This is a genomic window from Streptomyces albus subsp. chlorinus, from assembly GCF_013302895.1.
In the GTDB taxonomy this organism is placed as follows: domain Bacteria; phylum Actinomycetota; class Actinomycetes; order Streptomycetales; family Streptomycetaceae; genus Streptomyces; species Streptomyces chlorinus.
Genome location: NZ_VJOK01000001.1, coordinates 803,031 through 819,738 on the forward strand (window position 1 = coordinate 803,031; position 16,708 = coordinate 819,738).

The following is a 16,708-nucleotide window of genomic DNA, read 5'->3' on the forward strand; positions in this document are numbered from 1 at the left end:
GTCACGGGGCCCTCGCCCAGCTCCGTACGGTCGCCGACGGCCTGCCGCATCCGGTGCGCGAGTTCCAGCAGTTCCTCGTCCGCCGATACGACCTCGCGCTGCGCGGTCTTGCGCATGCGGGCCAGCTCCTCCTCGACGGCGGCGAACCGGCCGGTGTCGAAGAGCCGCCCCAGGAGCTTGGCCCGGTCCTCGGCGCCGGAGCGCAGGAACCGCGCGAAATCGCCCTGCGGCAGCAGGACGACCTGGCAGAACTGGTCCTTGCTCATACCGAGGGCCTGGCCGATCTCCTCGCCGATCTCCTGGTGGGAGCGGCTGAGGCCCTCCCACCGGCCGGCGGCGGGGTTCCAGGCGCGCAGGTGGCAGCGGGCGCGCTCCCGGGTGAGGCCGGTGCCGCGCGCCTTGGGGCGCAGTTGTTCGGGCGCGCGGGTGATCTCCAGTCTGCGGCCGGCGACGGTCAGGTCGAGCACGACCTCGGTGAGGGTGTGCGGGTCGGCGTGGTCGCTGCGCAGGGTGCCGCCGGGCTGCTGCCGGGCTCCGGGGACGCCGCCGTAGAGGGCGAAGCAGACGGCGTCCAGCACGGAGGTCTTGCCGGCGCCGGTGGGGCCGTGCAACAGGAAGAGCCCGGCCGCGGAGAGGGTGTCGAAGTCGACCGTGTGGGTGCCGCCGAAGGGGCCGAAGGCGGTGAGCGTGAGCGAGTGCAGCCTCATCGGGCCACCCCGGTGCCCACGGCCCGGCCGCCCGTGCCGGCTCCCCCGCCGGGCGGCGCCGCGGTCGCCGTGCGCGGCACCGCGACCGGCTCGCCCCGCTCGTCCCGCTCGTCCTGTTCGCCCTCACTGGCCCGGACAGCCTCCAGCGCCTGCCCCAGCATCTCGCGCTCCTCGGGGGCGGCGGCGCGGCCGGGGCGGACATGGCCGACGAAGTCCTCGGCGATCTGCTGGTCGGTGCGGTTCCTCAGCCGTACGGCGTAGGAGCGTGCGTCGTCGGCCTCCTCCCGCTCGGGTTCGAAGACGAGGCTGACCGTGTGCGGGAAACGCCGCTGGAGCCGGGCCATGGGGTCGTGCGGACGGGCGGCGTCGGTCAGGGTGACCTCCAGCCAGCAGTCCGCGTACCTCTCGTGGGCCGGGTTCTCCAGCAGCTCCTCCAGGGTGCCGCGCAGCCGGGCGAGGGGGCGCGGCACCGGGCAGGGCAACCGCTCGGCCGCCACCTCGCCGCCGGGTCCCAGGTCGATCAGCCACATGGACTTCGGGTGGCCCGCCTCGGAGAAGGAGTAGGCGAGCGGGGTGCCGGAGTAGCGCACCCGCTCGCTGAGGGCCTGGCAGTTGTGCAGGTGGCCGAGCGCCACGTAGTCCACGCCGTCGAAGACGGAGGCGGGCACGGAGGCGACGCCGCCGACGGTGATGTCGCGCTCGCTGTCGGAGCCCTCGGCACCGGTGACGAACGCGTGGGCCAGGACGACGGACCGTGTCCCGGCGGGCCGGGTGGCCAGGTCGGCGCGGACGCGGTCCATGGCGGCGCGGAGGACGGCGGTGTGGCCGCCGCCTTCGGCGCCGAGGGTCTGCCGCACCAGGGAGGGCTCCAGGTAGGGCACCCCGTAGACGGCGACCTCGCCCCGCCCCTCGCCGTCCGGCAGCAGGACGGGCGTGCCGCACTCGGCCGGGTCGGTGCGCAGGTGGACGCCGGCCCGGCCCATCAGCGCGGAGCCGACGCCCAGGCGGCGGGCCGAGTCGTGGTTGCCGGAGATCATGACGGTGGGGACCGCCAGCTCGGCGAGGCGGTGCAGGGCGTGGTCGAACATCTCGACGGCGGCCAGGGAGGGCACCGCCCGGTCGTAGATGTCACCGGCGACGAGGACGGCGTCCACCGCGCGCTCCTCGACGGTGGCGACCAGGTGGTCGAGGAAGGCGCGCTGGGCGTCCAGGAGACTCACGCGGTGGAAGCTCCGGCCCAGATGCCAGTCCGAGGTGTGCAGCAGACGCATGGTCAACGACCTTAGGACCTGCCACTGACAGCCCGGCCGCCGCCCGGCCCGTACGCGCCCGGCGGCACCCCGGCTCATACGTCGCCGAACGCCTCGCCGCCCAGCTCCAGAAGGGCCGTCCCGGCCGTCGCGTCGGCGAGCCAGGAGCGGAAATCGGCCACCTCGGCCTCGGGCAGGCCCAGTTCGATGGTGACCTCGGCGCCGTAGCGCACGTCGCGCACCGCGCGCCCGGTCGCGCGCAGGTCGTTCTCCAGCCGGCCGGCCCGCTCGTGCCCGACCGTGACGGCCACGATGCGAAAGCGCCGCCGGGTGACGGTCCCGAGAGCGTCCAGGGCCTCGCCCACCGCGCCGCCGTACGCCCGGATCAGCCCGCCCGCGCCGAGCTTGACGCCGCCGAAGTAGCGGGTGACGACAGCGGCCGCGTACCTGACCTCGCGGCGCAGCAGCATCTGGAGCATGGGCACGCCCGCGGTGCCGCCCGGCTCGCCGTCGTCGCTCGCCTTCTGGACGCTCGCGTCGGCCCCGATGACATACGCCCAGCAGTTGTGGTTCGCTCCCGGGTGCTGTGCGCGGATCCGCGCGACGAACTCCTGCGCCTCGGCCTCGGTGGCCGCGGGGGCGAGCGCGCACAGGAAGCGGGAGCGGCTGACCTCCGTCTCGTGGACGCCTTCGGCGGCGACGGTGACGTACTCCGAGGGCCCCTCGCCCCGCTCCGGGTGCCGCGCGCGCTGCTCCTGATGCATCCCGCCAGCCTAGGCCCCGGCCCGCGGGAATCCGCGCGGGGTGTGTGCGGTTGTCCGCGGGGCGCGTGCCCGCGAGGATCGGGCGGAGGTTCCGGCGCGCGGCCGGCGCGCACCCGGCGCGGAGGCGGCAGACGAAGGAGGCGGCGGTGTACGGCGATCAGGAGACGGTACGCAGGATTCTCACCCGGCTCGGTGACACATGGGCTGTGGTGGGCCTCTCCCGGAACACCTCGCGCCCCGCTCACGGCGTGGCCGAGGTGCTCCAGCGCTTCGGCAAGCGGATCGTGCCGGTCCACCCGAAGGCGGAGACGGTGCACGGGGAGCGGGGCTACGCGAGCCTGGCCGAGATCCCCTTCCCCGTGGACGTGGTCGACGTCTTCGTCAACTCCGGCCTCGCGGGCCGGGTGGCCGACGAGGCGGTGGCGGCCGGCGCCAAGGCGGTCTGGTTCCAGCTCGGGGTGGTGGACGAGGCGGCCTTCGCGCGTACCCGGGCGGCGGGTCTGGAGATGGTGATGGACCGGTGTCCGGCCATCGAGATCCCCCGGTTGGGGTGAGGGACCGTGCGCTAGCGTCCGGTACATGGTCACCACACGGGTCACTCCGCGCGCGGCGACGGCCGACGACGCCGAAGAGCTGGTGCGGCTGCGCCGTCTCATGTTCGCCTCGATGAACGGCAAGGACGAGCCGGGGCCGTGGGAGCGGGACGCCGTCCGCATGGCACGGCGGCAGCTGGCGCAGCCGGAACCGCCGCTGCTCGCGTTCGTGGTGGACGGCGACGCCGCGGGGCGGCCGCCGCACCTCGCGGCGTGCGCGGTGGGCCGGATCGAGGAGCGGCTGCCAGCGCCCGGGCATCCGACGGGGAGGTTCGGTTTCGTCTTCAACGTCTGCACCGGCGAGCGCTACCGCGGCCGGGGCTATGCGCGGGCGACGACGCACGCCCTGCTGGCCGCGTTCGCCCGCGGCGGCGTGACGCGCGTGGATCTGCACGCCACGCCGGAGGCGGAGGCGATGTACCGCTCCTTCGGCTTCGCCCCGCACTCGATCCCGCTGTCGCTGGACGTCAGGGCGTTCCCCGCGGCGGACTGAGGAGCCGCGCCGGCTCCGGGACCGGGCCGGCCGCGGGGCCGACGGATTCCGGCGGCGGTGCCGGGCCGGGGGTTCAGTCCCGCTGCCCCAGCCCCTCGACGGTCTCGGCGCCCGGCAGCCCGGCCAGCGCCTTGCCCGGCACGATCAGCTTGCCGCGCCGGCTCCCGCTGCCGACGAGCACCCACGGCAGGGCGACGACGTCGGCGTCCACCAGCAGGGGCCAGTCGGCGGGCAGGCCGACGGGGGTGATGCCGCCGTACTCCATGCCGCTCCCCTCCACCGCCGCGTCGTGGGGCGCGAAGGAGACCTTGCGGGCGCCGAGGGCGCGCCGGGCCGCGCCGTTGACGTCGAGGCGGGTCGAGGAGAGGACCACGCAGGCGGCGAGCGTGCGCTCGCCGCCCCGCTTCGCGGCGATGACGACGCAGTTCGCCGAGGTCTCCAGCAGTTCCTTCCCGTAGGTCTCGACGAAGACGGCGGTGTCGGCCTTGTCCGGGTCGGTGTCGACGAAGAGCAACTCGTCGGCGGAAACGGTGCCCTCCCAGCCGCGGACGGCGGCGGCCACGGGCGCGCTGAGCCGCTCCAGCACCTCGGGGGCGGGCCGGGCGTTGTCGAAGTCTCCGATGGGGGCTCGCATGAGGGGCACCCTAGCCGCGCCGGGGCGGGTCGTCAGCGCGGTTCGGGCACCGAGACGGCCATCGTCATCTCCACCGGTTCGCCGCCGTCGTTGCGGTAGCCGTGCGGGACGTGCGACTCGAAGCAGGCGGAGGTCCCGGCCGCGACGGTGTGGTCGGTGCCGTCCACCTGGAGGGTGAGGGTGCCGGCGGTGACGTGGACGAGTTCGGTGGTGCCGGCCGGGTGCGGGTCGGAGGTGCTGGCGTCTCCCGGCATCAGCCGCCAGTGCCACAGTTCCAGCGGGCCGGGCGCCTCGGTGCCCGCGAGCAGGGTGCTGTGGCTGCCCGCCTCGGTGGACCACAGCCGCACCGCCTGCTCCGGCGGGACGAGGCGGACCTGCGGCTCCTGGTCGAAGTCCAGCAGCGAGGTGATGCTCACCCCCAGCGCGTCACCGATCTTGACGACGGTGCCGACGCTGGGGTTGGTGCGGGCTTGTTCGATCTGGATGAGCATGCCCCGGCTGACGCCCGCCCGCGCCGCGAGCGCGTCCAGGGTGAAGCCGCGCTCGGCCCGCAGGTGCTTCAGCTTGCGGGCGAGGGCCTGCGTGAGGTTGTCGAGGTCCGTCACGGTGTTCCGCACCATCCAAAATAATCACTGACAGAGTGCACTAGGGTGAACTACGGTGTGCTGGACTTGAATGTTCAGCACACTGTACTGCGAGGGGTTTCGCCATGACCGCTGTCTTCGCCCTGGCCACCAGTCTCCTGTGGGGGCTGGCCGACTTCGGCGGCGGGCTGCTCAGCAAACGCCTGCGCGAACTGACCGTGGTCGTCGTCTCCCAGGGCGCCGCCTGCCTGGTGCTCGGCGTCATCGTGCTGACGACGGGAGCCTGGAGCGAGCTGGACGCCCGGCTGCTGGTGTGCGCGGTGGCGGCCGGCGCGATCGGTCCGGTCGCGATGCTGTGCTTCTACCGGGCACTGGCCATCGGCCCGATGGGGGTGGTCTCTCCCGTGGCCACCCTCGGCAGCGTGGCCGTACCGGTCGCCGTCGGCATGGCGCTGCACGGCGAGCGCCCCGGCCCCCTCCAGGTGGCCGGCACGCTCGTCGCCGTCACCGGCGTGGTCCTGGCGGGCGGCGTGGGCGGCGGCGGGGCCCCGGTCCAGCGGCGGACGATCCTGCTGACGGTGGTCTCCGCGTTCGGTTTCGGCGCGACGATGAGCCTGGTCGCCGAGGCGTCCACGACGGTCACCGGCCTCTTCCTGACCCTGTTCGTCCAGCGGGTGGTCAACATCGTGGTGGGCGGCGGCACGCTCTACGTCTCGGTGCGGCGGGGCACCCCGGCGCTGCCGGAGGCCGGGATGCGCGCGGTGTGGACGTCGCTGCCCGCGCTGGCCTTCGTCGGGCTGGCGGACGTGGCGGCCAACGGCACCTACGCCGTCGCCGCCCAGCACGGCCCGGTGACCGTCGCCGCCGTGCTCGCCTCGCTCTACCCCGTCGTCACCGCGCTGGCGGCGCGCGGCGTGCTGCGGGAGAGGCTGCCGGCGATCCAGACGACGGGCGCCGGACTGGCCCTCCTGGGCACGGTGCTGCTGGCCTCGGGCTGACGGCCGGCTGCTGGCGGAGCGGCCGCGGCGGCGCGTAAGGGACCGGTTCATCCCCGCGAGCCGGACTGCCCGGGAAGGCCGCCCTCCTCGGGGAGTTCGGCCAGCGCAGCCAGCTCCTGCGGCGTGACTCCCTCGGGCACGGGGACGGGCGCAGGGGTGCGCAGCGGCGGCTGCCAGCCCTCCCGCGGGTCCAGGCGGCGCACCACCTTGGCGGGGGCACCGGCGACCACCGCGTGGTCGGGCACCTCGCCGCGTACGACGGCACCGGCCGCCACCACGGCGTTCCGCCCCAGCCTGGCGCCCGGCAGCACCACGGCCCCCGCCCCGATCCAGCTCCCGGAGCCGATCTCCACGGGCGCCGTGCGCGGCCACTGCTTGCCCACGGGCCGGGAGGGATCGTCGTAGGAGTGGTTGGTCGAGGTGATGTAGACGTAGGGGCCGCAGAAGACGTCGTCCCCCACCTCCACCGTGGTGTCCGCGATGATGTGGCTGCCCCGGCCGAGCACGACTCCGTTGCCCAGCCGCAGCACGGTGTCCGGCCCCAGGTCGAGGTCGGGCATCATCCCGGCGGTCAGCGTGACGCCTTCCCCGACGACGCAGTGGTCGCCCAGCTCGATCCAGGGTGTGCCGAAGAGGGTGCCCTGCGGGAAGGCGAGCCGGGTGCCGGTGCCGATCCGGCGGAACGTGTACGGCCCCGGCCGCTGCGCCGTGACGGCTCCGGCGTCCCGCACCCGGCGCCAGACGCCGTGCACGGCGCGGGAGGTGAGGGACGAGAACGTGTTCCTGATCGATGGCACAGTGTCACGGTAGCGTCCGCGGGGGCCGGCGCCCCCGGTGAGGTTCCTCACGGGTACCCGGTCGTGCCGCGGCCGGGACGGCTCAGGGGGCCTCGGGTCCCGCCCCGGCGACCGCCTCCCGGTGCTGCCCGGCCAGGTCCACGTACGCGAGCGCGTTGAGGCGCACGCCCTCGCGCTCCTCGTCGGTCAGCTCGCGGCGGACCTTGCCGGGCACCCCGGCGACCAGCGAGCCGGGCGGCACGACCATGCCCTGCGGGACGAGGGTCTGGGCAGCGATCAGCGAGCCGGCACCGATGCGGGCGCCGTTGAGGACGGTGGCGCCCATGCCGATGAGGACCTCGTCCTCGACGGTGCAGCCGTGCAGCACGGCGTTGTGCCCGACGGTGACGCGGGCGCCGAGGGTGACGGGGAAACCGGGGTCGCCGTGGACCGTGCAGTTGTCCTGCACATTGCTGCCCTCGCCCAGCGTGATAGGCCCGGCGTCCGCGCGCAGCACCGCGCCGTACCACAGGCTCGACCCGGCGGCCATGGTGACCTCACCGGCGACGACGGAGGACGGGGCGAGGAACGCTTCCGCGTCCAGCCGGGGTTCGCGCCCCGCGACGGTCAGGACCAGTCCTCGCTCTGCCACCACGCGCTCCGCTCCGCGGGTACCCCCGCTGTCTCGTTCACTCCGCGGCGGTGACGGGTGCGGCCTTCTCCTCCCCGCCCGGCGCGACCGCCCCGCCGTCCTGGGACGCGGCCTGGGTCCCGCCCCCGGTGGCGGACCGCGACACGGCGCCCGCCGTCCCGCCCGGCTCCGCGGCCTCCGGCTCGGCCGCCTCCGCCGCCTCCGGCTCGGCTGTGGCCTTCGCCGCGCGGCGCTTGACGACCACCATGGAGGCGACACCGACCAGAACGGCCACCACCAGCCCCAGCCAGGAGAACCGCTTGAGCCACGCCTCGGCGACGATGCCGACGTAGTAGATGACGGCCGTGGTGCCGCCGGCCCACACGGCGCCGCCCAGCACGTTGGCCGTCAGGAACTTCCAGTACGGCATCTTCAGCACGCCGGCGAGCGGTCCCGCGAAGATGCGCAGCAGCGCGATGAACCGGCCGAAGAAGACCGCCCACATCCCCCACCGCTGGAAGGACCGCTCGGCGGTGGCGACGTGTCCGGGCCCGAAGTGCTTGGGGAACTTCCTGCCCAGCCACTCCAGCAGCGGCTTGCCGCCCTTGCGGCCGATGGCGTAGCCGATCGAGTCCCCGATGATGGCGCCCGCTGTCGCGGACACGCCCAGGACGACCGGATCGATGTGGCCCTGCTGGGAGGCCAGCAGGGCCGAGCTGACCAGAACGATCTCCCCGGGGAGCGGGATGCCCAGGCTCTCCAGCCCGATGACCACCCCCACCAGGAGGTACACGCTGACGGCCGGGACGCTCTCCAGCCACTCCTGGATGTGCAACTACGGCTTCCTCTCACGGCTGTTCGGGTCGAGTTCGGAAGCCTACTCGACCCGGCGCCCCGGTGCGCCGACGGCCTCGCCCCGGCAGCCGTTCCTGACCGCCCTCAGTCGTTCGGCCGGAGCGTCCACACGATGGTCATCTCGCCGGTCACGGCACCGTCGGCCCGGGTCAGGGCGACCTTCACCGGGAACTCGGGGCGCTCCCCGCGGTCCAGCTCCGCGACCACCTCGGCGGCCGGGCGGCCCAGCTCGGCGGTGGCGGTCAGGACGCCCTTGGCGAGCTTCTTGAAGTCCATCTCGACGTGGACGGGCAGCGGTACCGCCCGGGAGAGCTGATCGGCGAAGGCGGCCAGGGTGATCGCGCCGCTGGCGGACTCGGCGAGCGTGAACATCGCTCCCGCGTGCGGGCCGCCGACGTGGTTGTGGTACTCGCTCTGGTCGGGCAGCTCGACGACGACCCGCTCGGCCGAGGTCTCCAGGTACCGCAGGTTCAGGGTGCGGGCCATCGGCACGGAGGCCGTCATCAGGGCGCCGATGTCCGGCTGTGACTCTGTCGTCATGCCCGCACGTTACCACCGAGTAACCAGCTCCGGGAGGGGCGCCCCCTTCCTCTCCGGGACCGTTTTCGACGCTCATGTCGCGGCTGCACACCTTCCATGTCGCGGGTGCGTACCGATCCGAGGGCACCCGTGGCCGGTGTGGCGGGCGCACCATAGGGTTGTCGGCCATGTGGCCAGGACAGCAGCAGCCCGGGGGCGAGCAGAACCCCCAGCAGCCCAACCCGTACCAGCAGCCGGGGTATCAGCAGCCGAACCCGTACCAGCAGCCCGGCTACGGACAGCCCGGCGGCCAGCAGCAGCCCGGCTACGGACAACCGGCGGGGCAGCAGCCGGGGTACGGACAGCAGCAAGGACAGCAGCCGTACGCGTACGGCCAGCAGCCCGGCGGCCCCGCACCGGGCCAGTGGGGCCCGGCGAGCGTGCCGGGGGGCCCGCAGTCGCCCAAGGGCGGCGGGGACGGTGGCCGGAAGAAGACGGTCGTCATCTCCCTCGTCGCCGCCGTCGCGGTCATCGCCGCCACGGTGACGGGCTTCGTCGTCTTCAGCGGTGACGACGGTGCCAAGAAGGACGAGGCCGGCGAGTCCGCCTCGCCCTCCGCGCCGGAGAAGCCCAAGGAGAGCGACACGAGCGAACCGGGCGGCGGCGGTGGCGGCGACGAGGGAGGCAAGAAGGCCAAGGACCCGTCCGACCCGGTGGTCCCCGGCTGGCAGTCCGTCGTCAACCCCAAGTGGTACTCGGCCTTCGACGTGCCCGACACCAAGGACTGGTCGGTCTCCAGTCCGGGCACCATCACCGGCTTCGAGGACGACAAGGGCAAGGTCCTGGTCGCCATGTCGGCGCCCGCCTACTACAAGGACAACTGGTGCAAGGAGTCCAGCCGCGCCGCGGTCGGCACCAAGGGCGGGCAGGGCTCCAAGAACACCAAGGAGGCCGCGGAGATAGCCGCCGAGAACTTCGTCCTGGCCGGCTACGACAAGAAGCAGAAGGGCTCCCTCAAGGTCACCAAGGCCAAGCCGTTCAAGAACAAGCACGGCATCAAGGGGCACACCGCCACCGCCCAGGTCACCAACGCGCCGAAGGAGGACAAGTGCTCCACCAGCGCGGGCAAGGCCGTCACGGTGTCCTGGATCAACAGCAACGGTGACCTGGCCATCTTCGTCCTCTACACCGACGCCGGGGTCAAAGACGAGCTTCCGGCCGCCACGATCAAGAAGATCACCGGCAGCCTCCGCAACTACGAGGCGGCCGGCGGCCAGGACGAGCCCCGCGGCTGACCTCCTCCCCCTCGCCCTCCCCCGCACGCGCGGCGTCCACGGCCACGGACGGCGCCTTCAGCCGATATTGAAGGCGCCGTCCGGCGGTTCGGGGGACGGTACGGCCTCGCCGTCCCCGGCCGGGCGCGCCCCGCGCAGGAAGCGCTCCAGCGCCGGGCCCTCCTCGACCCGGGCGGGGAAGGGGTCGGCCGAGCAGCGCCGGGCCAGTTCCGGCAGCGGCAGGCGGCCGTGCGAGGCGAGCAGGAGCACGTTCCCGAACCGCCGCCCGCGCAGCACCGAGGGCTCCGCGACGATCGCCGTCCGGGGGAAGGCCGCGGCGAAGGCCGCCAGCTGGGAGGCCAGGAAGCGGAAGGGCGCCGCGTCGGCGAGGTTGGCCACGTACACCCCGTCCGGCCGCAGCACCCGGGCCGCCTGGTGCGCGTAGGGCAGCGTGGTCAGGTGCGCCGGGATCCGCGACCCCGCGAAGACATCGGCCACCACCACATCGGCGCTGCCGTCGGCCGCCTCCTCCAGCACGGTCCGCCCGTCGGCCGCCTCCAGAGCGATGTCCGCTCCCGGCGGCAGCGGAAGCCGGGCGGTCACGAACGCGGTCAGCTCCGCGTCCGGCTCGGCCACGCGCTGCCGGGACCCGGGCCGGGTCGCGGCCAGGTAGCGGGGGAGGGTGAGCGCGCCGCCGCCGAGGTGGAGCGCCTCCAGCGGCGCCCCGGACGGCGCGGCCACGTCCAGCAGGTGACCGATGCGGCGCGCGTACTCGAACTCCAGATGCGCGGGGTCGTCCAGGTCCACGTACGACTGCGGTGATCCGTCGACGGTCAGCAGCCAGGCCCGGCTCCTGTCGATGTCCGGTATCAGCCTGGCCTCGCCGCCCGCGACGGCTCGGGTGCGGGGTGTCTGCTCCCCGTCGGGCTCGGTGTCCACCGCCCCATTGTGCGCCGCCTGGCCGCGCGGCTCCCGTGCCTCAGCCGGCCCCGGCCCGGCAGCCGGGCGCACCGTGCTCGCCGCCCGGCAGGGGGACATAGGTGTCCACCGCGTCCAGCAGCGCCTCGACGGTGCCCTTCCAGCGCGGATCCCCTTCCAGCGCGCGGCGGGCCGAGACCCGGACGACGGGGAGGGTCTCCCCGGTGTGGCCGTACGCCGTCAGCAGGGCCCGGACGTCCAGTTCGACCAGCTCGGTCTGTTCGTCCCTGCCCTGGTCGGCCATGGTCAGGGCGACGACCAGAGGGGCCGGGCCCGAGCGGCGGGCGAGGGCGAGGTGTTCCGCCGCTCCCGGCCGCACCCCCTCCAGGACGGAGACGGCCAGGATCGCGCCGTCGAGCCGCTCCGTGCCCCCGGCGGGATCGACCAGCGTGTAGCGGCGGGTGTCGGTCGTGTACCGGAATCGCCGTGGGCGCGGCTCGGGGTCCTCGCGAGGAGGGCGGGGCGGCAGTGGGGCCGAGGGGGCGCCCGGGGCCGCTGGACGGTACGGGCCGGCGGCCCCGCGGGCCGACGACAGCGCCGCGGCGAGTGTCGTCTTGCCGTGCCCCGGGTGGCCCAGCGTGCCGATGGTCAGATGCGGAAGCGGGCGGGGAAGCGTGTGCGCGGACATGGGTGTCCTTCCAGAACCGGTGCGGTGCGGACGGGACCCCACAAGGAGACCGACCCTTCCCCGTGGGGTCCCCGGTCGGTCCGGGAAGGGTCAGCGTCGGCGGATGTGGCCGCCGCGTGGGACGGGGCGGACACACACACCCCGGATCAGGAAGAGGGCAGCCCGGGAACCGGCCGCGACCACGGCCGGAGCGCACAGAGAGGGCTGCCGGAGCACCTCCCGATCATCCCCCGCCAACTTCCCGCCCGTCGAACCGTTTTCGGCCGCCTTCCCGCACCGCCCTCCCGACGGCATTCCCCGCAGGTCGAAGCGGGGATGGACGGCGGGCGAACACCGCGTCGGTACGGAACCTTCCGGGCTTTTCGCACGCCATCGAACGGCGGAAGGACCGGTTCGTCGGTTACGCTCCCTGCGTGCCCGTCCCCGCCACGCAGCCAGACGGACTCCCCGGCCGTCTCGCCCAGACGCTGCTCTCACCCTGGTCCCGCCTCGCCCTCCTCGCCGTACTGCTGTGCGGCGCGGCCACGGCGATGCTGCTGTACGAGCCCCAGCGCCTGCTCGCGGACGGCTGGCCGTCCCAGTTCGGCGGCGGGCTGGCCGTCGCCGTCTTCGGCGCCGCCTACGGGCTGTGCACGGCGGCCTTCGTCCCGCGTCCCGTCCTCAACGTCGCCGCCGGTGTCCTCTTCGGCGCCCAGGCGGGCACCTTCTCGGCGACGGCCGGAACCGTGATCGGCGCCGGCATCGCCTTCGGGCTCGGCCGGCTCCTGGGCCAGGACGCCCTGCGCAAACTGCTGCGCGGGCGGTGGATCACCGCGGCCGACCGGCAGTTGAGCAAGCACGGCTTCCGTTCGATGCTGGTGATCAGACTGCTGCCCGGTGTGCCGTTCGCGGCCTCCAACTACGGCGCGGCCGTCTCCCGCATGCGCTGGCTCGCCTTCCTGAGCGCGACGGCGCTGGGGTCGGTGCCCAACACGGCGGCGTACGTGATCGCCGGCTCCCGTGCCGGGACGCCGACCTCGCCGGCCTTCCTGGCCTCGTTCGGCTTCATCGCGCTCTCCGGGCTCGCGGGGGCCGTCTTCGCCTGGCGCAAGCGCACGCGGTTGCGCGGCCCCCGGCGGGAGACCCGGCCCGTCGCCTTCTGCTGCGACGGCGCGCGCACGTCCGGTCGCGGCGCGGACGAGCGCGCGGCGGCCGCGCACCTGGAGACCTGCCCGGCCGCCGCGCACGGCACCGCGGCGGCCGCCGGGAGCCGCAGCCCGGTCCACCTCAGCTGACACCGACCACCACAGGGACGAGCCCCACCGCAGATGTCTTGGTTTGAATCCTTCGTCCTCGGCCTCGTCCAGGGACTGACCGAGTTCCTCCCGATCTCCTCCAGCGCCCATCTGCGCCTCGTGGCGGCGTTCGCGGGCTGGAAGGACCCCGGGGCCGCGTTCACCGCGGTCACCCAGATCGGTACCGAGGCGGCCGTGCTGATCTTCTTCCGCAAGGACATCGGCCGCATCGTGGCCGCCTGGTTCCGCTCGCTGTACAGCCGGGAGGCCCGGCGGGACCACAACGCGCAGATGGGCTGGCTGGTCATCGTCGGCTCGCTGCCGATCGGGGTGCTGGGGCTGGCCTTCAAGGACCAGATCGAGGGCCCGTTCCGCGATCTGCGGCTCATCGCCACCACACTGGTGGTGCTCGGCGTCGTGCTCGGTATCGCGGACCGGATGGCGGCCCGCGACACGAAGGGCGGCCGCCACCGCGCCCGCCGGGAGCGCAAGTCCCTCGACCAGCTGAACGTACGCGATGGGCTGCTCTTCGGCTGCGCCCAGGCGCTGGCACTGGTGCCCGGCGTCTCCCGCTCCGGCGCCACCATCAGCGGCGGCCTGTTCATGGGGTACCGGCGCGAGGCGGCGGCCCGCTACTCGTTCCTGCTGGCGGTCCCCGCGGTGCTCGCCTCGGGCCTGTTCGAACTCACGGACATCGGCGAGGGCCACGTCTCCTGGGGGCCCACCCTCTTCGCGACGGTACTGGCCTTCGTGGTGGCTTATGCGGTCATCGCATGGTTCATGCGCTTCATCTCAACCCGCAGCTTCATGCCGTTCGTCCTCTACCGCATCGCGCTGGGACTGGCCCTGTTCGCGCTCATCGCGGCGGGCGTGCTGAGCCCGCACGCGGGCGAATCGGTGGGCTGAGGAGGCTCCCGGTGGACTGAGGCGGTGCGGACGGCCGAGGGGCGCGCCTTGGAGTGCTCAGCGCCGGCGCTCGCGCTCCTGTGCGCGGCGGCGCCTGAGCACCAGCAGGTCGACGGCGGCACCGAGCATGAGGACCCCGCACAGGGCCGCGAGCACGCTGAGCACCCGGTCGCTGGGCGAGGTGTGGGGGTCGGAGGAGTACGCCCACCAGGCGAGGAGCGCGGTCACGGCGGCGAAGAACGGCACTCCGATGGCCGACAGCAGCGTGCGCAGCCACAGATCGCTGCGCGCGGTGAGCGGTTCCGTCCCCGAACGGGGGCGGCGGCGGGAGCGGTGACTGTCGTTCCGGCCGGGGCCGGGCGGCGGTGACTGGGACACGAGTGCTGCCTTTCACCGGATGGCTCGGGGCACCATGATCGCCACTGGGCCGGGGAACCTCGCGGGGACGCGCCAGGGGAACCCGGGCGGCAGGCCCGGATGCGCCGCGGACGGCCCGGCGTGACAGGGCCGCGTCCCCGGTGCAAGTCCGCGGTCCGCGCCCGCAACCCGCTTCCGCGGGCCCGCGGAAGGCCCCGGACTGCCGTGGAACAGGGCACACCAGCGAGGCGCGGCGTTCACAGGCCCGGCAGCGTGTCCTGCTCGACCTCGTGCGCGGGCGGCACGGGCGCCGTCCGCACCGCGAGCTTGTGGCGGCAGTCCGGGCCCAGGCCCCACAGGCGGGAGGCCCGGTCGCGCAGCGGCTGGCCGCACATGCGGCACACCACCCTCCCCCTGGCTGCCCGGCCCGGGAGATCCTCCCCGCCCTCCTCGGGCTCGCTGCCCGGCAGGACGGCCGCACCGGCCGGCTCCGTCGCGTCCCGGCCGCCCCCGCCGGCCCCGGCGCCCGGCCGGCCCTGTGCGGATGTCCGCTCCCCGGCCATGCGCGGCCTCCTCCCTTGTGCCTCTCCCCCGTGTCCCGCGACGGGCGCGTCCGCCCTTACCACGGGACGCACCGTACCAGCGCGAACACTCGCCCGGAGTAGCCCGAAATGCGTGGTTCGCTCCCCCGCCCTCACGGTGGGTGTGGAGACAACAGCTACCTCTCTCGGGAGCGAACATGCGTATTCGTACCGCCATCGCAGCAAGCGTCCTCGGTGCCGCGACCCTCCTCGGCGCGACGGCCGGCACCGCCACGGCCGTCGGCAGCGATCCCCACCCGCACGTCTACAACGACCCCGACGTCCTGGATCTCGGGGCGAACGTCTGCGGCATCCCCATCATCCCGGTCCTGTCCCAGAACGCATCGAAGTGCAAGGTCGTCTGACGTACCAGGCGTACAGACCTCAGCACGTCGGCCGGCGGACCCCGCCGCCCGCTTCCCGCGGGTGGCGGGGTTCCGTCGGTCCGGGCCCGCGCCGCGAGCGGCCGTGCCGGCCGGGGAGCGCGCTGCCACACTGGCCACATGGAGAACTTCTACCGTGGTCCCGCGATCCTGCTGACCGGAGCCGCCCAGGTACCCGTGGACGCGGCGCTGTTCACGGAGGCGACCGGCCCCGAGTCCGCCTGGTCCGGCACCATCAGGCCGGAGGGCACCGAACCCCTGTGGACGGAGCTGGAGGGCGACACGGCCCGGCTGCGGCTCGCCGACGGACGCGAGGGCCGCATCGCCATCCTGGGCAGCGGATTCGGCACCGTCGAGGTGTCGGGCGAAGGCCCCCTCCCCGCGCACCGCTCCTGAACACGCGGCCCTGCGGGCACACCGGCCCGTGAGGTCTCCCCGCCCTCCACGGGCCCGCCGCCCGGCGGTACGGCCGCACCGGGCGCCGGCTCGCGAGCGCCCCCGGGCCGAAACGCGCCTCACCTGGCAGGTGTAGGCGCGGGGACGGCGTACTCCGCTGGCTGTACGCCAAGACGATCCCGGCAGGTGACGACAGGTCACCGTGCGCGGAGGATCGTGGAGGCATGAACGGGATGCCCAACCGGCGCCGGACGGACCGGTCATGAGCGCGCTGACCCTGGCGGTGCTGCTGTCGCTGGTCTCGGCGGTCAGCTACGCGCTGGCCGCGATCGTGCAGGAGCGGATCGCCTCGACGACGGCGCCGAGCCGCTGGGGCCTGCTGCGCTCCGGCACCTGGTGGACGGCCGGCCTGCTCCAGGGCACCGGCGCGCTGCTGCACGTGGTGGCGCTGGGCCTGGGCCCGCTGACGGTCGTCCAGCCGCTCGGTGTGCTGACGCTCGTGCTGGCCGCGCCGCTGGCCGCCCTGGTGGTGGGGCGGCCCGTGACGGCCGCCGCCTGGCGCGGCATCGTCCTGGTCTCGGCCGGGCTGGCCGGAATCCTGCTGCTCACCGGGGACCGGGGCGCCGACTCGCTCAGCGGGAGCGGCCAACTCGCCCTGGCCGGATGCGTGCTCGGCTCCATCGCGCTGCTGGTGGGCAGCGGCGCCGGCCTCGGACGGGCCGGGCGCGCCCGCCCCGGCGGACGCGCCCCCGCACTCCGCAGCGTCGCGTTGGCACTCGCCGCCGGGGTGGCCTACGGCGCCGGCTCGGTGTTCGTGAAGACCCTCGCCGACAGCTGGGCGTCCTCCGCGCTCGTCGCCTCCCTGCCGCTGGCCGCGCTGACCGTGGCCCTCGCGGGGATCGGGCTCGCGGCCTCCCAGGCCTCCTACCGGGGCGGCGGGCTGGCGACGCCGCTGGCCACGGCCACCGTGGCCAACCCGGTGGTCGCTGCGGCGGCGGGCATGGTCCTGCTGGACGAGGGCTTCCGGTACGGCACGGCCGGCGGGCTCCTGGCCCTGGCGGCCGGCGCGGTCGCCGCCTGGGGCCTGGTGGTCCTGACCTTCGACAGCGCGCGGCAGCGGGACCGCT

The 16,708-nt window shown here is 74.4% G+C and carries 21 protein-coding genes and 1 pseudogene; 9 read left to right on the forward strand and 13 right to left on the reverse strand.

Features of this window, described 5'->3' with window-relative positions; translation table 11 throughout:
• The 3 genes from FM076_RS03740 to FM076_RS03750 all read right to left on the reverse strand — a co-directional run.
• Positions 1 to 707: AAA family ATPase (locus FM076_RS03740; RefSeq protein WP_173868513.1), on the reverse strand; the 707-nt coding region annotated here is incomplete at its 3' end.
• Positions 704 to 1,978, reverse strand: coding sequence for an exonuclease SbcCD subunit D (locus FM076_RS03745; protein WP_173868514.1), 1,275 nt, complete (start codon positions 1,976 to 1,978; stop codon positions 704 to 706). The genes FM076_RS03740 and FM076_RS03745, both read right to left, overlap by 4 nt.
• A gap of 74 nt (positions 1,979 to 2,052) precedes the next feature.
• Positions 2,053 to 2,721 (reverse strand): YigZ family protein, encoded by a 669-nt coding sequence (locus FM076_RS03750; protein WP_173868515.1) that lies wholly within the window; start codon positions 2,719 to 2,721, stop codon positions 2,053 to 2,055.
• A 146-nt stretch (positions 2,722 to 2,867) separates the two neighbouring features.
• Between FM076_RS03750 and FM076_RS03755 the strand changes: the two genes are divergently transcribed.
• Entirely contained in the window at positions 2,868 to 3,275 is a 408-nt protein-coding gene (locus FM076_RS03755; RefSeq protein ID WP_173868516.1) for a CoA-binding protein, read from the forward strand.
• A 25-nt stretch (positions 3,276 to 3,300) separates the two neighbouring features.
• Positions 3,301 to 3,807: a GNAT family N-acetyltransferase gene (locus tag FM076_RS03760; protein ID WP_173868517.1), complete on the forward strand. Its 507-nt coding sequence runs from the start codon at positions 3,301 to 3,303 to the stop codon at positions 3,805 to 3,807.
• 73 nt (positions 3,808 to 3,880) lie between these two features.
• Here FM076_RS03760 and FM076_RS03765 read toward each other — a convergent pair whose 3' ends face one another.
• Positions 3,881 to 4,441: a YbaK/EbsC family protein gene (locus tag FM076_RS03765; protein WP_173868518.1), complete on the reverse strand. Its 561-nt coding sequence runs from the start codon at positions 4,439 to 4,441 to the stop codon at positions 3,881 to 3,883.
• A 32-nt stretch (positions 4,442 to 4,473) separates the two neighbouring features.
• Positions 4,474 to 5,061, reverse strand: a complete 588-nt coding sequence (locus FM076_RS03770) for a helix-turn-helix domain-containing protein (protein ID WP_173868519.1) — start codon at positions 5,059 to 5,061, stop codon at positions 4,474 to 4,476.
• 89 nt (positions 5,062 to 5,150) lie between these two features.
• Between FM076_RS03770 and FM076_RS03775 the strand changes: the two genes are divergently transcribed.
• Complete coding sequence (locus tag FM076_RS03775) at positions 5,151 to 6,023, forward strand: DMT family transporter (RefSeq protein ID WP_173868520.1); 873 nt, start codon at positions 5,151 to 5,153, stop codon at positions 6,021 to 6,023.
• A gap of 47 nt (positions 6,024 to 6,070) precedes the next feature.
• Here FM076_RS03775 and FM076_RS03780 read toward each other — a convergent pair whose 3' ends face one another.
• The 4 genes from FM076_RS03780 to FM076_RS03795 all read right to left on the reverse strand — a co-directional run bounded on the left by FM076_RS03780 (position 6,071) and on the right by FM076_RS03795 (position 8,825).
• A complete protein-coding gene (locus FM076_RS03780) occupies positions 6,071 to 6,820 on the reverse strand; it encodes an acyltransferase (RefSeq protein ID WP_345944880.1) in 750 nt (249 codons plus the stop codon).
• 82 nt (positions 6,821 to 6,902) lie between these two features.
• Positions 6,903 to 7,451 (reverse strand): gamma carbonic anhydrase family protein, encoded by a 549-nt coding sequence (locus FM076_RS03785; RefSeq protein WP_173868522.1) that lies wholly within the window; start codon positions 7,449 to 7,451, stop codon positions 6,903 to 6,905.
• Between the two features lie 37 nt (positions 7,452 to 7,488).
• Positions 7,489 to 8,265 (reverse strand): DedA family protein, encoded by a 777-nt coding sequence (locus FM076_RS03790; RefSeq protein ID WP_173868523.1) that lies wholly within the window; start codon positions 8,263 to 8,265, stop codon positions 7,489 to 7,491.
• Positions 8,266 to 8,369: 104 nt separating this feature from the next.
• On the reverse strand, positions 8,370 to 8,825 hold the full coding sequence (locus FM076_RS03795) for a DUF4442 domain-containing protein (protein WP_173868524.1): 456 nt from the start codon (positions 8,823 to 8,825) through the stop codon (positions 8,370 to 8,372).
• Positions 8,826 to 8,992: 167 nt separating this feature from the next.
• Here FM076_RS03795 and FM076_RS03800 point away from each other — a divergent pair, with 167 nt between their 5' ends.
• Positions 8,993 to 10,099: a hypothetical protein gene (locus tag FM076_RS03800; RefSeq protein ID WP_173868525.1), complete on the forward strand. Its 1,107-nt coding sequence runs from the start codon at positions 8,993 to 8,995 to the stop codon at positions 10,097 to 10,099.
• Between the two features lie 57 nt (positions 10,100 to 10,156).
• Here the strand turns inward: FM076_RS03800 and FM076_RS03805 are convergent, their stop codons facing one another.
• Both FM076_RS03805 and FM076_RS03810 read right to left on the reverse strand, forming a co-directional pair.
• Positions 10,157 to 11,017: a spermidine synthase gene (locus FM076_RS03805; RefSeq protein WP_345944881.1), complete on the reverse strand. Its 861-nt coding sequence runs from the start codon at positions 11,015 to 11,017 to the stop codon at positions 10,157 to 10,159.
• Positions 11,018 to 11,057: 40 nt separating this feature from the next.
• Positions 11,058 to 11,684, reverse strand: coding sequence for a GTP-binding protein (locus FM076_RS03810; RefSeq protein ID WP_173868527.1), 627 nt, complete (start codon positions 11,682 to 11,684; stop codon positions 11,058 to 11,060).
• Between the two features lie 413 nt (positions 11,685 to 12,097).
• Between FM076_RS03810 and FM076_RS03815 the strand changes: the two are divergent.
• Together FM076_RS03815 and FM076_RS03820 are read left to right on the forward strand one after the other, a co-directional pair.
• A pseudogene (locus FM076_RS03815) lies at positions 12,098 to 12,793 on the forward strand (TVP38/TMEM64 family protein); the annotation flags it as partial.
• 198 nt (positions 12,794 to 12,991) lie between these two features.
• Positions 12,992 to 13,864: an undecaprenyl-diphosphate phosphatase gene (locus FM076_RS03820; RefSeq protein ID WP_173868528.1), complete on the forward strand. Its 873-nt coding sequence runs from the start codon at positions 12,992 to 12,994 to the stop codon at positions 13,862 to 13,864.
• A gap of 57 nt (positions 13,865 to 13,921) precedes the next feature.
• Here the strand turns inward: FM076_RS03820 and FM076_RS03825 are convergent, their stop codons facing one another.
• Positions 13,922 to 14,242, reverse strand: a complete 321-nt coding sequence (locus FM076_RS03825; RefSeq protein WP_173868529.1) for a hypothetical protein — start codon at positions 14,240 to 14,242, stop codon at positions 13,922 to 13,924.
• 236 nt (positions 14,243 to 14,478) lie between these two features.
• A complete protein-coding gene (locus FM076_RS03830; protein WP_173867887.1) occupies positions 14,479 to 14,784 on the reverse strand; it encodes a DUF6011 domain-containing protein in 306 nt (101 codons plus the stop codon).
• Between the two features lie 176 nt (positions 14,785 to 14,960).
• Between FM076_RS03830 and FM076_RS03835 the strand changes: the two genes are divergently transcribed.
• The 3 genes from FM076_RS03835 to FM076_RS03845 all read left to right on the forward strand — a co-directional run.
• Positions 14,961 to 15,167, forward strand: a complete 207-nt coding sequence (locus tag FM076_RS03835) for a hypothetical protein (RefSeq protein ID WP_173868530.1) — start codon at positions 14,961 to 14,963, stop codon at positions 15,165 to 15,167.
• A gap of 138 nt (positions 15,168 to 15,305) precedes the next feature.
• Positions 15,306 to 15,581 carry a hypothetical protein gene (locus tag FM076_RS03840; RefSeq protein ID WP_173868531.1) on the forward strand — a complete coding sequence of 92 codons (276 nt, stop codon included), beginning with the start codon at positions 15,306 to 15,308 and terminating at the stop codon, positions 15,579 to 15,581.
• 262 nt (positions 15,582 to 15,843) lie between these two features.
• Positions 15,844 to 16,708 (forward strand): DMT family transporter (locus FM076_RS03845; protein ID WP_173868532.1); only part of this gene is annotated, 865 nt, incomplete at its 3' end.

Bases quoted from the DNA above. Each gene is read 5' to 3' on its own strand.
- FM076_RS03835 (WP_173868530.1), top strand. From the start codon at position 14,961: ATGCGTATTCGTACCGCCATCGCAGCAAGCGTCCTCGGTGCCGCGACC.
- FM076_RS03830 (WP_173867887.1), bottom strand. From the start codon at position 14,784: ATGGCCGGGGAGCGGACATCCGCACAGGGCCGGCCGGGCGCCGGGGCC.
- FM076_RS03840 (WP_173868531.1), top strand. From the start codon at position 15,306: ATGGAGAACTTCTACCGTGGTCCCGCGATCCTGCTGACCGGAGCCGCC.
- FM076_RS03770 (WP_173868519.1), bottom strand. From the start codon at position 5,061: ATGGTGCGGAACACCGTGACGGACCTCGACAACCTCACGCAGGCCCTC.
- FM076_RS03800 (WP_173868525.1), top strand. From the start codon at position 8,993: ATGTGGCCAGGACAGCAGCAGCCCGGGGGCGAGCAGAACCCCCAGCAG.
- FM076_RS03750 (WP_173868515.1), bottom strand. From the start codon at position 2,721: ATGCATCAGGAGCAGCGCGCGCGGCACCCGGAGCGGGGCGAGGGGCCC.
- FM076_RS03765 (WP_173868518.1), bottom strand. From the start codon at position 4,441: ATGCGAGCCCCCATCGGAGACTTCGACAACGCCCGGCCCGCCCCCGAG.
- FM076_RS03745 (WP_173868514.1), bottom strand. From the start codon at position 1,978: ATGCGTCTGCTGCACACCTCGGACTGGCATCTGGGCCGGAGCTTCCAC.
- FM076_RS03760 (WP_173868517.1), top strand. From the start codon at position 3,301: ATGGTCACCACACGGGTCACTCCGCGCGCGGCGACGGCCGACGACGCC.
- FM076_RS03795 (WP_173868524.1), bottom strand. From the start codon at position 8,825: ATGACGACAGAGTCACAGCCGGACATCGGCGCCCTGATGACGGCCTCC.
- FM076_RS03820 (WP_173868528.1), top strand. From the start codon at position 12,992: ATGTCTTGGTTTGAATCCTTCGTCCTCGGCCTCGTCCAGGGACTGACC.
- FM076_RS03810 (WP_173868527.1), bottom strand. From the start codon at position 11,684: ATGTCCGCGCACACGCTTCCCCGCCCGCTTCCGCATCTGACCATCGGC.
- FM076_RS03775 (WP_173868520.1), top strand. From the start codon at position 5,151: ATGACCGCTGTCTTCGCCCTGGCCACCAGTCTCCTGTGGGGGCTGGCC.